12 protein-coding genes are annotated in these 16,486 nt (G+C 51.9%); 10 read left to right on the forward strand and 2 right to left on the reverse strand.

Features of this window, described 5'->3' with window-relative positions:
• From hrpT to MYB54_RS10585, 9 genes are all read left to right on the forward strand, one after another.
• Complete coding sequence (gene hrpT, locus MYB54_RS10545) at nt 1-192, forward strand: HrpT family type III secretion system protein (RefSeq protein ID WP_180791382.1); 192 nt, start codon at nt 1-3, stop codon at nt 190-192.
• Nucleotides 185-532, forward strand: coding sequence for a type III secretion protein (locus MYB54_RS10550; RefSeq protein ID WP_248721904.1), 348 nt, complete (start codon nt 185-187; stop codon nt 530-532). Before hrpT ends, MYB54_RS10550 begins: the two co-directional genes overlap by 8 nt.
• Before the next feature lie 144 nt (nt 533-676).
• Nucleotides 677-1,747, forward strand: coding sequence for a harpin HrpZ family protein (locus MYB54_RS10555; RefSeq protein WP_039550561.1), 1,071 nt, complete (start codon nt 677-679; stop codon nt 1,745-1,747).
• 496 nt (nt 1,748-2,243) lie between these two features.
• The gene (locus MYB54_RS10560; RefSeq protein ID WP_248721905.1) at nt 2,244-4,214 is read left to right on the forward strand and encodes a type VI secretion system Vgr family protein; all 1,971 of its coding nucleotides are present in this window, start codon (nt 2,244-2,246) and stop codon (nt 4,212-4,214) included.
• Entirely contained in the window at nt 4,207-5,103 is an 897-nt protein-coding gene (locus MYB54_RS10565) for a DUF4123 domain-containing protein (protein WP_080163656.1), read from the forward strand. Before MYB54_RS10560 ends, MYB54_RS10565 begins: the two co-directional genes overlap by 8 nt.
• Before the next feature lie 11 nt (nt 5,104-5,114).
• Nucleotides 5,115-6,725 (forward strand): hypothetical protein, encoded by a 1,611-nt coding sequence (locus MYB54_RS10570; RefSeq protein WP_248721906.1) that lies wholly within the window; start codon nt 5,115-5,117, stop codon nt 6,723-6,725.
• A 17-nt stretch (nt 6,726-6,742) separates the two neighbouring features.
• Complete coding sequence (locus tag MYB54_RS10575) at nt 6,743-7,762, forward strand: hypothetical protein (RefSeq protein ID WP_039509549.1); 1,020 nt, start codon at nt 6,743-6,745, stop codon at nt 7,760-7,762.
• Between the two features lie 256 nt (nt 7,763-8,018).
• The gene (locus MYB54_RS10580; RefSeq protein ID WP_248721907.1) at nt 8,019-9,044 is read left to right on the forward strand and encodes a hypothetical protein; all 1,026 of its coding nucleotides are present in this window, start codon (nt 8,019-8,021) and stop codon (nt 9,042-9,044) included.
• 187 nt (nt 9,045-9,231) lie between these two features.
• Nucleotides 9,232-9,498: a type VI secretion system PAAR protein gene (locus MYB54_RS10585; RefSeq protein WP_039280524.1), complete on the forward strand. Its 267-nt coding sequence runs from the start codon at nt 9,232-9,234 to the stop codon at nt 9,496-9,498.
• A 101-nt stretch (nt 9,499-9,599) separates the two neighbouring features.
• On the opposite strand, the gene MYB54_RS10590 is transcribed toward MYB54_RS10585, so the two are convergent.
• On the reverse strand, nt 9,600-9,923 hold the full coding sequence (locus MYB54_RS10590) for a hypothetical protein (protein WP_039280521.1): 324 nt from the start codon (nt 9,921-9,923) through the stop codon (nt 9,600-9,602).
• 1 nt (nt 9,924) lies between these two features.
• Entirely contained in the window at nt 9,925-11,406 is a 1,482-nt protein-coding gene (locus MYB54_RS10595) for a pectate lyase (RefSeq protein WP_039501121.1), read from the reverse strand.
• Nucleotides 11,407-11,580: 174 nt separating this feature from the next.
• On the opposite strand from MYB54_RS10595, the gene MYB54_RS10600 reads away from it, so the two are divergent.
• The gene (locus MYB54_RS10600; protein WP_248721908.1) at nt 11,581-16,464 is read left to right on the forward strand and encodes an AvrE-family type 3 secretion system effector; all 4,884 of its coding nucleotides are present in this window, start codon (nt 11,581-11,583) and stop codon (nt 16,462-16,464) included.
• The last annotated feature ends 22 nt before the right edge of the window (nt 16,465-16,486 follow it).

A 16,486-nucleotide genomic window follows, 5' to 3' on the forward strand; every position in this document is an offset into this window, starting at 1 on the left:
ATGAATCATAAAGCACTGTCCGTCGCGCTGATCGCACTCCTGCTGAGCGCCTGCAATACCCCCCGACAGGTCGCCAACTGCGCCTCGGTGACCTGTCGTCCGCAGCCGGAAACGCAGCAGCTCATCATCTGGTGGCAGCCCGATCTGCGCAGCAGCCCGGCGGATTACAGCAGAGTTAGCGTGGATGAATGAACCCGTGGCGGTATTCGATAATCAGCATGGCTTCCTCACCGCGCTGGAAACCGCGACGACGGCCTGCTGGCCGGTACAGTCGGGCGTCACGCTGTGGTTTACGGCGGTGTCTGCGCAGAAGGCCATGCTCACCTTAACGCTGGCTCCCGCCCGACATTATCCCGGGATGCTGCGGCAAATGTTACAACGCCGCTTTCTGGAGGCCGATGCGCTGTTTGCCTGCGGCCTGAGCCTGGATGAACAGCAACATTTGCGGTTACGTCGCGCGTTATCCACATTGGCTGAGTCGGTTGCGGCAATCGACGAACTGTGGCGTTTGGCCGGTCTGCCGCCGCGCTGAACCGTGAAAAAGTCATGCGTTTTCGTGCATAAGACGGGAACTGAGCACGCAAGGAAATCACTTAATGGGGGAGTGTCACAATCACGCGGGTTGACCGCACATCATTGGCGCTTTCATAACCCATTTACTCATTGAGGAAACATTATGCTTAATTCTCTTGGTGGCGGAACCTCTCTGCAAATCACGATCAAGGCGGGCGGTAACGGCGGTTTATTTCAATCTCAGTCTTCACAAAATGGCGGATCGCCATCGCAGTCAGCGTTTGGTGGCCAGCGTAGCAACATCGCAGAAAAACTGTCCGATATCATGACAACCATGATGTTCATGGGCAGCATGATGGGCGGCGGCATGGGCGGTGGGCTCGGTGGTTTAGGCAGCAGCCTGGGCGGGCTCGGCGGCGGTTTGCTGGGTGGTGGCCTTGGGGGCGGTCTCGGCAGTAGCCTTGGTAGTGGGCTGGGCAGTGCGCTCGGCGGAGGATTAGGCGGGGCGCTGGGTGCCGGTATGAATGCCATGAATCCATCGGCCATGATGGGGAGCTTGCTGTTTAGCGCGCTGGAAGATCTGCTGGGCGGCGGCATGTCGCAGCAGCAGGGGGGGCTGTTCGGCAACAAACAGCCGTCGTCGCCGGAAATTTCTGCCTATACCCAAGGCGTTAATGACGCACTATCCGCTATTCTGGGCAACGGCCTGAGCCAGACGAAAGGGCAAACGCCACCGCTGCAACTGGGCAATAACGGTCTGCAAGGCCTGAGCGGTGCGGGTGCGTTCAATCAACTGGGTAGCACGCTGGGGATGAGCGTTGGGCAAAAAGCCGGTTTGCAGGAACTGAACAACATCAGCACGCACAACGACAGCCCGACGCGTTACTTCGTGGATAAAGAAGATCGGGCGATGGCGAAAGAAATTGGTCAGTTTATGGATCAATATCCTGAAGTCTTCGGTAAACCGGAATACCAGAAAGATAACTGGCAGACGGCAAAGCAGGATGACAAATCCTGGGCGAAAGCGCTGAGCAAGCCGGATGATGACGGCATGACCAAAGGCAGCATGGATAAATTCATGAAGGCGGTCGGCATGATCAAGAGCGCGGTGGCGGGTGACACCGGCAATACTAACCTGCATGCGCGCGGCAATGGCGGTTCGTCTCTGGGCATTGATGCGGCGATGATTGGTGACCGCATCGTCAACATGGGGCTGCAAAAGCTCTCCAGCTAAAGCGAAGAAACGACAGGGAGCAGGGCGGAAGCACTGCTCTCTAGTTATTAGTTTTAATGTGATTATTTCAATTCAAATCAATTGGTTTACTCGGTTTTAGTCCTTTTTTTGCGCTATTAGCACTATGAACATCTTGTTATCCTTGTACGCGTATTTTCTTAAAAGGAATAGCGTCAAGGATGCCACATGGAACACTTTCATCACTCTTCACTCCGCTTCAACCCTGCGACCCTCTTGTTTTCCACGACGTGAACACACCGAATCTCTGCTCGGCTTAAATGTTTTGCGCTTTTCACCCACGCAGCGTTTTTAGCCACTATGGCGTCTTTATAACGTCTTGTTTTATCAATGTGATGCTCTATCAACGTGAACTGTGGTGTGAGCAAACTCAGACCACAGTTTAAGCATTTTGCTTTTCATCAGGGGAGCGGCGGAACGCATCGGCGCATGCGGTAGCCGTGGCGGCAGAGCAAGAATAAAAATAAGGAGAAAGCCGATGGCAAACAGTACAGGATTACAGTTCACCGTAAAGGTCGGTGCTCTGGAAGCAGGCACTTTCGCGGTGGTGGATTTCAGGCTGGATGAGGGGCTGAACCGGCCTTTCAGCCTGTCGCTGAGTCTGGCAAGCGCGTTGCCGGATGTCGATTTCGGCGCGGTGCTGGACCAGCCGTGCGAGCTGATGATTTGGTATGAAGGCGAACTGAAACGTCGGGTCAGCGGAATTATCAGTGGCTTCACGCAGGGTGACACCGGATTCCGGCGCACGCGCTATCAGATAGAAGTCCGTCCTGCCCTGTGGCGACTGGGATTACGCACCAACGCCCGCATCTTTCAGGCGCAGAAGCCGGAGGCGATTATCGGGGCGCTGCTGGAAGAAGCCGGTATCACTGACTACGCCTTTGCGCTGCGTAACGAGCATGCGGTACGGGAATATTGTGTGCAGTATCGGGAAAGCGACTTAGCCTTTATCACCCGGCTGGCCGCCGAGGAGGGAATGTATTTCTTCCACGAATACGAAGAGGGTAAACACCGGGTGGTGTTTGCTGACGATGCGGGTGCACTGACCAAAGGCCCCGAGCTGTTCTTCAATCTGGCGACGCAGGGGCTGAGTGAGGGCGAATATGTCCGGCGCTTCCACTACGCGGAGCGGGTAAGTACGGCCGAAGTTGAGCTGAAAGACTACAGCTTCAAGACACCGGCGTATGGACTGTCGCACAAGAAAATGAGCGGCGAACTGGCGCACCAGCGCGAAAGTTATCAGCATTACGACTATCCGGGGCGCTATAAGCAAGACCCGAGCGGCAAGGTGTTCAGCGGCTATCGGCTGGATGCGCTGCGCTCAGGGGCGGTGACGAGCGAAGGGGAATCCAACTGCGCGGGGCTGATGCCGGGCAATACCTTCACCCTGACGGAGCACCCGAATGCGACGCTGAATGCGGTCTGGCAGACGGTGAGCGTGACGCACGTCGGGCAGCAGCCGCAGGCGCTGGAAGAGGAAAGTGGCGGCGAACCGACGACCATGAGCAACAGCTTTGCGGTGGTGAAAGGCACGACGACGTGGCGTGCTGCCATGCCCTACAAACCGATGGTGGACGGCCCGCAAATCGCCACCGTTGTCGGCCCGGCGGGTGAAGAGATTTACTGTGACCAGTATGGTCGGGTGAAACTGCAATTCCCGTGGGATCGCTACGGCGTGAGCAATGACCAGAGTTCCTGCTGGGTGCGCGTCAGCCAGGGCTGGGCGGGCGGCCAGTACGGCATGATTGCCATCCCGCGTATCGGCCATGAAGTGATCGTCAGCTTCCTTGAAGGCGATCCGGACCAGCCGATTGTCACCGGGCGTACTTTCCACGCGACCAATCCCTCGCCGTATCCGCTGCCTGCCAATAAAACGCGTACCACGCTTCGCTCCAAAACCCATAAAGGCAAAGGTTTTAACGAACTCAGCTTTGAGGATGCGACCGATAACGAAGAGATCTTCCTTCACGCCCAGAAGAATATGGCGGTGCGGGTGCTCAATGCTAAAGATGAGCGCGTGGACTATAACCGCACAACGAGTATCGGACATGATGAAGAACTGGTGGTCGCCAACAATCGTAAAGTCACGGTGGAAGGCAGTCAGGATCACAAAACTACAGGCCATCATTTATCGCTGACCGAAGGCGATCAGGGTATACAGGTTAAGGGCGATCTGACGCAGAAAATCAACGGCGTATTCAGCGTGGACAGCAATGGCGATCTGACGCTGCAAAGCGGCAGCAAACTGACACTCAGAGTCGGGGGCAGTTTTGTGGTCATCCACGCTGGTGGGGTGGACATCAAAGGACCGGCGATTAACCTGAATTCAGGTGGCAGCCCGGGCGATGTTGCACTCCCTGCCGATCCGGCGATATTGAAAGCGGCCGCCGCCGCAGGGACGATGTTTGTAGCGCACTGTCCGGTAAAGGAGAAAGAAAACAGTGAGTGAAATCGTACAATATGCCGTTATCGACGGTTCCATTGAAGAGGGACTACTGGATTTTTTGGCTGAACACGATCCGCCGCATTGTTGCTTATATGCAGAGCCATTACAGCAGGAGTTAGTCCCGTTGGCTCCCTATTTAGTTGAAGTCACGCATGAGGTTTCATCCTGGTTGGTGAATAAAACTTCTCCGTGGGGAATATATTTATTTACGTCGGTGAGTATGAAGGATTTACGCCAACATTTGCGTAAATATTTACAGGTACTTCTTCCCTCAGAAGATAAACCCGTGTTTTTCCGCTTTTATGATCCACGAAATATTTGGGATTTATGCCATGTTCTGAGTGAATGGGAATTGCATTGTTTTATGGGCCCGATTGAAAAAATGATGACTGTCCATAATGAAATAATCCGGGAAGAGCATTTCCAGCCCGTCCGTGCCCAGTTTCCGCCAACGGCTAAAAGCCGAATGAAGTTGCTCAGAATCAGCCAGCCACAACTTGATTTACTGAATCACTGTGCGGAAATGAAATACATCGGGGGGTTAACGACTAAAACGATTACTCAATACGCAGAAAAAATACAATATGTTGTACCGCATACTCCCGAATGGAAAATGAGCCAGACGGATGAGAGCTATCATGACTCACGAGATGAGCCAGAGCGCTTCACAGTCAAAGAGGCTGTGAGCGAGTGTTATCATTTTTGTAAGGCAAAAGGCATTGAAGACGATCGCGCTATTCGCGGATTACTGCATTTGTTAATAGAAAAAGAGATGTATTCAATAAAAAAACTCCCTGCGGTATGGCAGGACTTATTAAGTAATGAAAGCTTTCCCGGCCATTACCGGGTTGAACGTTTGCTTAAAGATACATTGGGATATATTCCCCGCTAAAGGAAAAGCGTATGTCTGAAGGAAAAGTCTCACTTGCGGCGGGCAGTGCCTGCGCAAATTGCAATCATCCCGATCCCTGTACTTATGAGATAACGCTCGATGCATTCGATGAGAAAACGCATGCCTGGCCTGTTGAGCAGAACATTCATCTCAAAGTTCTGGATGATGGAACCGGCAGTCAGGGAACGATAAAAATAGAAGGGAAGTGCGAGAAGCCAACCTGTCCGCAGGCCACGTTGGAGAGTGGAAATGAGAAAATTGCGTTAAAGAACGGAACGCCAAACCCCATCACGCTCTATTACAAGAAACCTGCTGATAGTGAGCAGGATGATCCGCCCGTCGATCCGATATGGTCCTATTTCAATCGTATTCATTTGCCCTCTGATGCCATTGCCGCTCCCCATCGTTATCAGTTGATTACGCAGGGCTGTACGGGTAAAGCGAGTTATGCACAAATAGATGTTTATCCTGAAGTGGAGCTACGGGCCGTTATCGGTTTCAGCTACGAGTTGACAGGCAAAAAGCGCACCTGGAAGGAGCGGCGGGATGAACAGATCGCTGCCAGAAAAAAGATGGAGAATACCCAGCCTAAAAACGGCAATAAACTGCGGAGTGGCTGGACATTGCAGACCGATCAGTTTCAAATTACGCAGGAACAGAAGCTGAATATTGAGTACGGGCTGAAAATCGGTGGTACGGAATATTCGGCTAAGTTTGCGGAGATGACGCGTAATAAAGTCAAAACGGTCAAGACACTGGAACAGATTGGCAAAGTAGAGCGCTTTTTATCGAACATCAACAAATATCTTCTGCCTGATCCCGATCCCGAAAAAAAGGGAACGCGTGAGTATCGCCTGTTTGATTTCTCCGTTGAGCCAATTAATCTGGGGGTATCCTACGCGTATCAGTGCAAAGACCGTGTTGATGATGCCACGCATTTTATGGGGCTTTACGCGGCACCCTTCCTTAGCATGAGTATGAAAATAGACCTGATACAGCTTCTGGCGGCCTACTGTAAAGTAGAACGTATTGCCGCGAAGTGCCGGGAATATATCGCGAAGGGCGGCAGTTCCCTAGAGTGTTATATAAAATTGACAGCAGAGCTGCATTTTTCTGTCGGCGCGGCCTATAAGCAAGCACAATGGACCTTCGCGCCAGAGGACGACGACAATAAGCTGGCTTTTACGTTGGAAGGGGTTGTTAGTACGGCTTTTGAAACAAAAGTCCTGTTTGTCGAAGTGGCCTTAAAGGCAGAGGGACGTCTTAAAACAGAAGCCGGAATGAAGCTGGATCCACATAAGGATGGTATTGATTTGGTGGGATATCACGATGGGATTAAGGCTGAGGTAGCATTACTGGCTGATGCTCAATGGAATAGCAAAAAAGGTGGGAGTAAAGGTTTAAACCAGCAATACAAATATAAATCAACAACGGAACTGGCTGGGCCATTAAAAGCGGATGAGTCGGCAATGCGTATTAATCTGTTTGGTAAAGAGCGAATCATTACGAAGCCAGAAGTGATACCCGCCCAGCCGTGGGCAATGGGATCGAATCCTAAATACAATAAAGTGGAAAAACCGAGTCGGGAACCCTGGACCATGGGATCGAATCCGAAACGTTAGGAATACAAGGAAAGCGCATGATGGGGAAGTTTTTTCAATGGAATTACCTAATACTGTCAGGAGTGATGATGATGTCTACCGCTACTGCCGCTGAGGAACCGTTACGAATTCGCAGCGTATTTGATATTAACTCGGCGTTTTGTGCTATCAAAACTAACGGTGTTATTGGGATGGATAACCGTCATTCGGCGGTCGCTGGAAGAGGATTTGGCACCTCCAGTACTAATTCATTGTTATTTTTGGAAAATGGCGAAAATGAGATTACGGTTGAAATCGGGGCGCTGGGTTGGTTCTCACCAGAAACCATCGGTGATGAAGCCCGCGGGGTATTTAAACCGGATGCAAGATGTAAAGTCGCTTTAACCGCGTTTAAAGGTGAACAGTCAAAGGTATTGAGTCAGCTCACTATTGCTATCGGTCAAGACGGGGTTCCTTATGCGCAATCAGGTGGAGAAGGAGGGGCAAACAGCGATAAAACCGAAAAGGTGGTGGTAAAGAAAATTTTCGCGCAGCAGGTGGAAAAAGGACATATTCCTGATAAATATTTCTCTGATAATGATTTTCCTGCTGGGATGGAGCTCTATCAGTTTACGCAGAAAGTCCATCTTAAGAATCTCCCCGAATGGAAATGGACGAAAGCGACTCCATTTACTAACAAACCAGAACAAGCTTTGGCACTTAAACGTGCATACCTTGACCTCTGGTATATTTTAGCTGAAAAAGATAATGCAGCGATAAAAAAAACTTTTAATGAATCGTTGCAAGCATGGGCAATAACTACAGGGGAGAGTGTCGATGATATATATTCTGATCTTTTCTTTGATCTTAAAGATCCTTCATTCAAAATGATCCCTATCAATTGGAATGATTATGAAATTGAAGTAATGAATGATCAACGGATGCTTCGTTTTATCAATAAGTCAGACCCTACATTTTCTCCCATTTCTTATTTCACTGATGAGGGGGGGGAGAGGTTTATTGGATCCTTCTCCCCCATATTTTCCTTCATTGACGGAAGGTTTATTCCTGTTATCTGATTTTTAGTGAAGATTAAAAATATACGGATGTCTGGAGTAAGTGAACCACTTACTCCAGTATTTTAATTTAACTCCTAAAAATAGTCATGTTATTAGTTTGAGCAATAACAAATTTAGTGATGAGTATCCTTGGCTGATAACGGAATTGTGTGCATTAAGTTTTAATTCGTTAAAATAGTGTGTAATACTAAATTGAAAATGAGTAAGTTTAGGCTGCCATTTTTATTTTAGTCATCGATAAAATCAGGGAGAAATCATGAGGGGAAAATGGCGTAAATGTATGCACGTAGTTTTTGTAGGGCTAATCATGATGTCTACCGCCAATGCCGCTAATGAACCATTAAGGATCCGCAGCGTATTCGATATTAACTCGGCGTTTTGCGCCATCAAGACTAACGGCGTCCTTGGTATGGATAACCGAGATTCAGCGGTGGCTGGGAGAGGGTTTGGTACATCCAGCACTAACGCATTGCTTGCGTTGGAAAATGGCGAAAATGAGATTACGGTTGAAATAGGAGCGCTGGGCTGGTTCTCACAGGAAAATATTAGTGATGATAATGGACGCAAGGCATTTAAGTCGGATGCAGGGTATAAAGTGGCCTTAACCGCGTTTAAAGGCGAGCAGTCGACGGTATTAAGCCAGTTCACTATCGCTATCGGTAAAGACGGTATTCCTTATGCGCAATCAGGCGGGGAAGCGGATAGTGCTAAACCTGAAAAAGTGATGGTAAAGAAAATCACAGCACAGCAGGTTGAAATGGGACATCTCTCCTCGGATTATCTGATCGATAACTATTTCCCTGCTGGTATGGAACTCTATCAGTTTACTAAAAAAGTCCATCTTAAGAATATCCCTGAGTGGAAATGGACAAAAGCCACACCTTTTACCGGAAAAACTGAGCAGATTCAGGCGTTAAAAATTGCCTATCTCGATCTCTGGCATCTTTTTGCAGAAAAGAATGATATAGAAATAAAGAGATATCTTAATGAGTCTTTGAAAGCATGGGCAATGATTAATGGAGATAGTATTGATGATGTTTACAAAAGTAATATATTTGTAGATGATATTAAAAATAATCATTTTAAAATGATTGATATCAACTGGAATGATTATGAAGTTGAGGTGATGAATAATCATAGAATGGTTCGTTTTATAAATAAATCTGATCCAAGTTTCTCTCCGCTAAGTTATTTTATAGTAAATGAAAATGGCAGTAAGCGGCTTAGAGGATATTCACCAGTTTTTTCCTACATTGATGGGGGGTTTATTCCTGTCATCTAGTCTTTAGTGAAATTTAATACCAAAAATGTTGGATTAAGAAAGCGGCTTACTCCAACATTTTCGGCTAGAAATGATCTTATTCGAGAACGATTCGCACACTCTATGAGAGATCGTTTGGGGTAATGTTGTTGAAGCAAATAGCTTGCTGACGCTGATATTGTAACGGATGTATTAACAAGGAATAAAAATGGGTAACGCAGTTAAATTAGGCGATAGCGATACCGGTCACGGTAGTCATCCGCCGACGCCCGTCGCGGTGGGGTCATCGACGGTTAAGGTTGATGGTATGCCGTTGGCTCGACAAGGCGATCCTTTGGTTCCCCACGGTCATGCTCGGAGCATTAGCGGTGGTTCATCGAGTGTATTTATTGACGGTAAACCCGCGGCACGAACGGGGGATGGTGTGAGTTGTGGTGGCGTGGTGATTGGTGGGGGAACGGTCACCATTGGGTGATGGCTTATTCACTTCACGCCTGACATCTATCGAACTGAGATAAAAAAGCCAGCACAGGTTTCCCTGGCTGGCTTTTCCCCGGTGCGGTAATGGCGCACGTATTACAGTTGACGCACCGCAATAAAACGATCGGCGATCAGGCGGGCGACCCAGAACGAGGTCTGCGCCACGTCGCTATGTAGCCCGTTCTTCGTATGGATGTCGGCCTGATGCAGAAAATCCTGCTCCAGCGAATCCACAAACGCATCGAACTCGAACTCACCCCGTCGCAGCGATCCTGACTGGCTAAGTACCGTGTTCAACTGTGTTCTCACCAGATGGATAGCCTGCGTGAACGATTCACGTTGCGCCGGCGTAATGTATCCGCCTTGTCTGGCGATATCCGCCCAGCGTGTCGGTGCGGGAGGTGTCATCGTGGTTGGCATCTTACTTCACCTGTAAGTTGGCGGAATCTGGCACTTTGTAGTGATTATTGACGTTCGTCAGGTTGATGTTGCTGCCTTTGACGTTCAACCCTTCACTGTCGCTTTTCACGAACGAGAACTTGCCGTTTTCTGCGTCAATGTTGCTCAGATTCAAGTTCCAGTTACCCTGTTGCCCACCGTTGGTACGGACAAACGTACCGAAGTCTTTCGCTTTGAAATTATCGATAGTCAGGTTGGCATCCGCGTTCAACTGGAAAATCTTATCGGAAGCGCCCTGAGCGCTACTGTTGGTGATTTCAACGTTGGCTGGCTTACCGGTATTGGATTTTACCGTCAGCGCATCTTCACCCACGTTGGTCCAGTGTACGTTATCAATTTTGGCATCGCCGCGAACGTGTACGCCATCTGCCGCATTATCACCAAACACCACGTTTTTCAGCGTTGCGCCAGGAGCCAGTTCAAAGACCGGCTTCTGGCCTTCAGCCTGGCCGCCGTCGCCTAACTTACTACCGGCAGTAAAGGTCTTACCACCGCCATCAAAGACCTCACCGGGGCCGACTTTGATGGTGTCATTGACCACGGTGGCATCACCGCTGGCTTTAGGGAAGGCAACTGGGCCAGCACCTGCTGTTGACGTCGTCGGCGAGGCTGCCAAACCGCCATCAACACCGGTTGGTGCGGCTGTTAGTGGAGCAGATGCGCCGCCGCCGTTACCACCAACGGGTGAAGACGGCGCTGATGGTGCAGCAGGTGAACCCCCACCACCGGCAGAAGGTGCAGACAGTGCGGCAGGCGATCCACCGCCACCGCCGGAGGAAGCCTGCGGCGCGCCCACCGATGGCGATCCGCCACCTTGTGACTGTCCTTTTTCTTGCGGCTGGCCGAATTCACCTTTCTGTGAGTCCATCAGATTGCCGATCAATTCCATCAGCGCTTTCAACAGAGCGTTACCACTCAGTTGGCCACCGCCGTCTGCCGTTGGGCTGATGGCGTTATCTAATGCGCTGCCTGCCGAATCTTGCAGGAGAGAACGGCTTAAATTTTCTGGGTTTTGCGCACCGCCTGCGCCACCCGTGCCGGATGAGCCCGCCAGCGGTGAGGCACCGCCACTGCCGCCTGCCGCGCCTGACGAACCGGAAGAGAGTGGGTTACCCGCTTCCTGCCCATTTTTGCCCGGAATCAGCGTTTCCAACAGTTTCATCAGCATATCGGCAGGGTTGCCATTTTGTCCTAATGGCGAGCTACCGCCGTTGCCTGCGCCAGTCTGGCCCAGTGGACTGCCATCGGTTGATGAAGGTGTATTGCCCTGCGCATTAGGCAAGAGCGCGCTAAGTAAGGTGCCCAGCGCCTCCATGAGCTGGCTATCCTGCTGTGCAGAGCGTGGCGATGCCCCGCCGTTACTGCCTGACAGCGGGGAATTCAGACCTGTTGATGACAGGCCTGCGCCGGGTTGTATGCTGAGCGTGATCGTCATATCAGCCATAACATCTCCTTGAAAGTGAATAATGTGGGTCATTAACAGGCTTACGTCTGTTGCGTATTAAGTGAGGGAAGGTGTGATGCGGTTCCCGTTCAGGGAAGAGAAAGATGTCGGGAACCGGAAGGAGAAACTGACCACTTAACCGACACGATCACTTCATCACCCTTGGAACCTGTTATGCAGAAAATCCAGCATGTTCAGCCCGGTCTATCCGTGTCGGAAATTGCGCCCGCTACGCTAGCTAACACATCGCTATCGCAGGGCAGTAGCACCAGCGCGAGCCAAAAAGGCGCGCAATCCCTGATTCAACAAGGTTTGCATGATAAAAACAAACCGCCCGAACTGGAGCAGGGAAGCGGCAGTTCAGTGAAGAGTCAGGACTCGCGCTCGACGACCTTGCGCGAACTATTTTCAGCGGAAGGCGTGAGTCAGAGCGTAACGCGCGCGCCGCGTGATTCGCTGGCATCGGGTGGGCTGATCCAGAGCCTGCCGCGTTTTGCCTCCACCGAAGCTGCTGAGATCAAAATAAATGGCAGTCATACCGCTACACCTGCCGCGAAACCCGATATCGCGCTGGACAGCCACGGTAAGCTTCAGTTTGGGAAAGGTTTGCCAGAGGCACTGAGCACGCTGTTACAACAGACCATTGGGAAGAATAGCCAGCCGTTCGTGGCTCATCATGAAAATCAGGATGCACAGCAGCACGCGCTAGCCGACAAATCAGGGCGGCTGTTCGTGATTCAAAGTGATGACAATCAGCATATTGCGCTTCACAGCAGCGGCCGCAGCGCGATGCCAGCGGGCAAGCTGAGCGCGAGTAACATACAGCTGGACTCCACGCCGGAACGTATTTCTCTGACAGCAACCTCGGGCGAATCTACCAGCGTGCCGCTCTCTGGACGCATGAACCACGAGCTGTTAACCGGTGTCCACCGACAGCCCGATTCAGCTTCAGGCGCGGGCGAGCAACTGCGTCTTCATGACGGTAAGCTCTTTGCACTGAATACCGAGTTTGGCGTCTGGCAGCAAAGCAGCGATGTCGCCCACAGCCAGTTATCCCGGCAGGGCGATGGTCAACTGTATGCGGTCAAAGACGACCACACGCTGAGCAATTTGTCGTCAGGCACGGAGTCATCAGCCTTCAGCGATAAAATTACGGCGTTTTCTACCAATCAAAACGGGCAGTCTGCCGTGCTGACCGAGCAGGATCACCTTACGCAACTGCATCTGATGAGCACGTTGGATGCTGCGCCGCAGCCGGTGGATCTCAAGCTGGACAATGGCGAGCCGGTGTATGCGAAAGCAGTGGGGTTAACCGCAGAACACCTGCTGATTGCCGACAATGACGGAAAACTTTACCACGCACCGCTGCCCGAGGCGGGTGCGTCGCATGCCACATTAACCCCGGTCAGCACGCCGGAACTGAATGCGGTGCTGGGTGACGACCATCGTATTACCGGATTTGCCCACGATGAACACGGCCAGACGCAGGCTCTCGCCACCGATCGCCAGGGACAAAAGCACGTCACGCCTCTGGGGCAGAATGGGTTGTCCCCCACGCCGGGGTGGAACCTGAGCGACAGTCTGGTGGTGGATAATAAGCTGGGGCTGACCACGGCAGCACCCGAGGCGAAAGACACCTTAGATCTGGGACGATTGGGGCAAGTCGGTCTACAGGAAGGCAAAGTTCATTTTTACAACGGCAATACCAAAAGCTGGGAGGCATCCAGCGTTGAAGCCAGCCAGCTCAAGCGCGGGCTGGACAATCAGGCTTACACGCTAAAAGACGGTGAAATCAAGCCGCTGTCCATTAACCAGAAATCAGACTCGTTTACGCACGGTGACAATACCGTGTTTACGCTGCCGCAGGTGCGTATGACGCCGTCTGCGGGCACCGCACTCCCGGGTATTGCCAAGGACGATGACGTTTCGGCGATGGCGGTGATCAACCGTAATAAATTTATTGCCGTCGATAAGCAGGGCGATCTGCATTTCCACCAAATCAAGCCGGGAACAGATAAGCTCGCTGCGCCGCCGCTGGCGCTACCTAAAAATGGCTTGTCCGGTGAGATACAGGACATCGCGCTGGATCACCAGCAGACGCTCTTTGCCCTGAATAAAGACGGGCAGCTTTTCCAACTGCCGAAAGCCGACTGGCAAAATGCGGCGAATCACGACAGCGCACAATGGCAGCCGGTGAAGACGCCGGCAGAGGGCAAAGTGAATTCACTGGGCACGAATGCGCAGCATCATGTGCAGGTGGCGCATGACGAGCATGAACTCCATACCCTGCAAGGGAGCGCGTGGAAAACGACGGTGCCAAAAGGGGAAGCGCCGTTACCCGCCGAGCCACGTGCCGCAGAAACGGTGTTTGGTCGGCTGGATGTGGCGACCAAAGGAGGAAAAATACCGTTAACCGGGGTTACATTTAAAGCCGATGTTCAGGTTCTCGGTAAAACGGGCGAAGAGTCGCAGCAGGTGAAAAGCAAACTGTCAGATCTGCTGCGAGCCCATCTGGTCTCATTCACCCTGGACGTGCCACGGCCGTTAAAAACCTTTGCCGACCATGTGCAGCATCAGGTCAGCGGACGTGAAGGCCTGAAGCCTGTTTATGACATGCAAACCGAATTGCTGAAAAAGCTGGATGCCACAACGAGTCAACCGCAGGGGGCGGTGATGGATCTGGCAAGTAAGCTAGACAAGCTGGATCTGGGGGAAAAAGGGAAACCGCTGGTGAACCTGCTAAAACAGTTCCATACCGAACTGGAAAGCAGCTCGGCCAAAGCGGCGCTGCTGATCGGCAGACAGCAGGGCGTGGTGAACGATAATGGAGTCATGAACACGGAAGGCAAGCCCGCCAGCCTGCATGGAAGAGAAAAAGATCTGGCCCCGGTGCTGCTGGCTGCGATGGAAAGTCATCCGTCATCGAAAACGAGTACAGCCAGTACGTTGATCAAAGCCTTTGTCGACAGCAAAACGCCGATAGCCCAAAAGCCGAATAGCGAATCATTTGGGCAGCAGCGGGATACCAGCGATGCACTGTCACTGGCGAAAACGCGGCTGGTGCTGGATACCCTGGTGCTGGGAGACTTGCATAAGCTGACCGATCGCATCGATACGCTATCCGGTACGTCGCCGGGTGAGGCGGAACTGGCCTCGATGATGAAGGAGCTTAACGCGCTGCGACAGGGAGATTACGGCGAAAACCCGGTGAAGAAGATGACCGACATGGGGTTCACCAATCATAAGTCGCTGGAGGCGGATTACGATTCGGTTAAAACCTTTATGAAGGCGTTCAGGAAAGAGGACAACGCCATCAGCGTCACCTCGAAAACCGTGATGCAGGCGGCCAGCCAGACGGACATGATCGATAAAATGAAGGCGACCGTCCTGTCATTGGACAGCAACGAAAGCATCGCGTTTAACCGGACCTATGGCGGCGGGGCATCTATGTCGTTTGTGGTCAGCGGCACGCCATTGCCTTTCCCTCCGGTGCCGGGCGGCGGCGTCAGCGGCGAGCGCAATTACAATCTGAGCTTTTCTCGCGGTGAAAATGGCATCAACGTTGCCTTCGAGCGTTCAGGTGGGATTACCGGGAAAGTGAGTTACTCCGGCGGGTATGACGTCAGCCAGTATCTGACAGGAAAAACGTCGGCGCAGATGACGCAAAACATCAACAGCAAACACAGCTTCACACCGGACGTTCGAGCCTCCTTCGGCGTATCCGCCAGCCTGCAAATGGCGCAGCAAAATGCCTTGAACTTTACGCTCAGCGAAGAAGAACTGCCCGGCTTTATTGACGGCCTGTCGAGCGGCACGATCAACCCACTTGCCCTGCTGGATAAAGGGGAACAGCACAGCGTGAAGGCGGGAAAAACGGTCAGCTTCAATCTGGATGGCAATGCGGCGCTGGAGCTGCGCGGCGGAATCAACCTGACGGAAAAAGGTGCGGCGCCAACCAGCGCGACGCTGCGCGGGTCGGTTGGCGTGACGGCGAGCGCTAACGTGTTGTCTGGCACCAGTTCATCCAGCGTTTCACAAGGGGAGAAATCCACAACCTATACGGAATCCGACAACCGTCTGCGCTTCATGAATCAGGCCACTGCGGGGCTCAATGCCACTATCAGTGCCGGGGCGGCTAGAACGACACCGGATGGTACTGTCCCGTTCTTCACTGCGGCCAGCGTTGGGGTGAATGTGGCGACCGATTCGCGTACTAACCAGTCAATTAGTCTGGGCATGAAAAAGGCTGAACCGCTGGAGAACAAAGACATTGAAGCGGTGACCAAGACGCTGGCTTCCGCCTTTAGCGATCCGGCCAGTCAGTTGTTGATCGACAGCGTGAAAGGAATGGAGGAACCGGGCGATCAGCTGGCCATCCTGAATGCGCATTTTGCGGATAAACCGGCAAAAACCGACGATCAGCATCAGGGATTAATGAGTTTGAAAAAGCTGAACGTGCAGCAGGATGTTGCACAGCGCGACGGGGCAACGCTGGATAGCGTCAAGCACACGACGTCCTATACCAACCTCAGCAAATTGACAGAAAACGGGCTGTTTCAGGTGATCGGTAATCATTTGTTTTCTTCGCTGCCGCCAAGTAATGCCGATCGCATCAATCAACTGATCGCGGACAATCCGGCGCTGAAGGATATCGTGAGCCGCTTGCAGGATAACGACAGAGCGTCGGTGACGGTCTCGTTGGAACTGAAAGACGATGTGCGGGAAAAGATCGAGAAGGGCATTCAGAACAAGACGCACGGCAAGGATGACGTCATCGCGCTATTTAAAGACGGCAATAATTTGCGTCTTGCCAGCATTGAAGTCTCGAAGGCGGTGAAGAAGAGCGAAGGGTTCAATACCCCAGCAGTCATCATCAACGCGTCAAGCAGCGCGGGCGTCAGCATGAATAAACTGCTCGGTAACGTCAGCTTTAGCTACGGGCAGGATCAAACCGTACCGCAAAGTTACAAACTGAGCGGCGAGATTGCAAAAGCCAATCCCGCGACCGCCAATGCGTTGCAGCAGCTCCAGCAGGAAGGCTTGCAGCTAAACAGCTAATCGTAAATATCATGCGGTGATT

Source organism: Pectobacterium nicotianae, from assembly GCF_023272715.1.
Classification (GTDB): domain Bacteria; phylum Pseudomonadota; class Gammaproteobacteria; order Enterobacterales; family Enterobacteriaceae; genus Pectobacterium; species Pectobacterium brasiliense.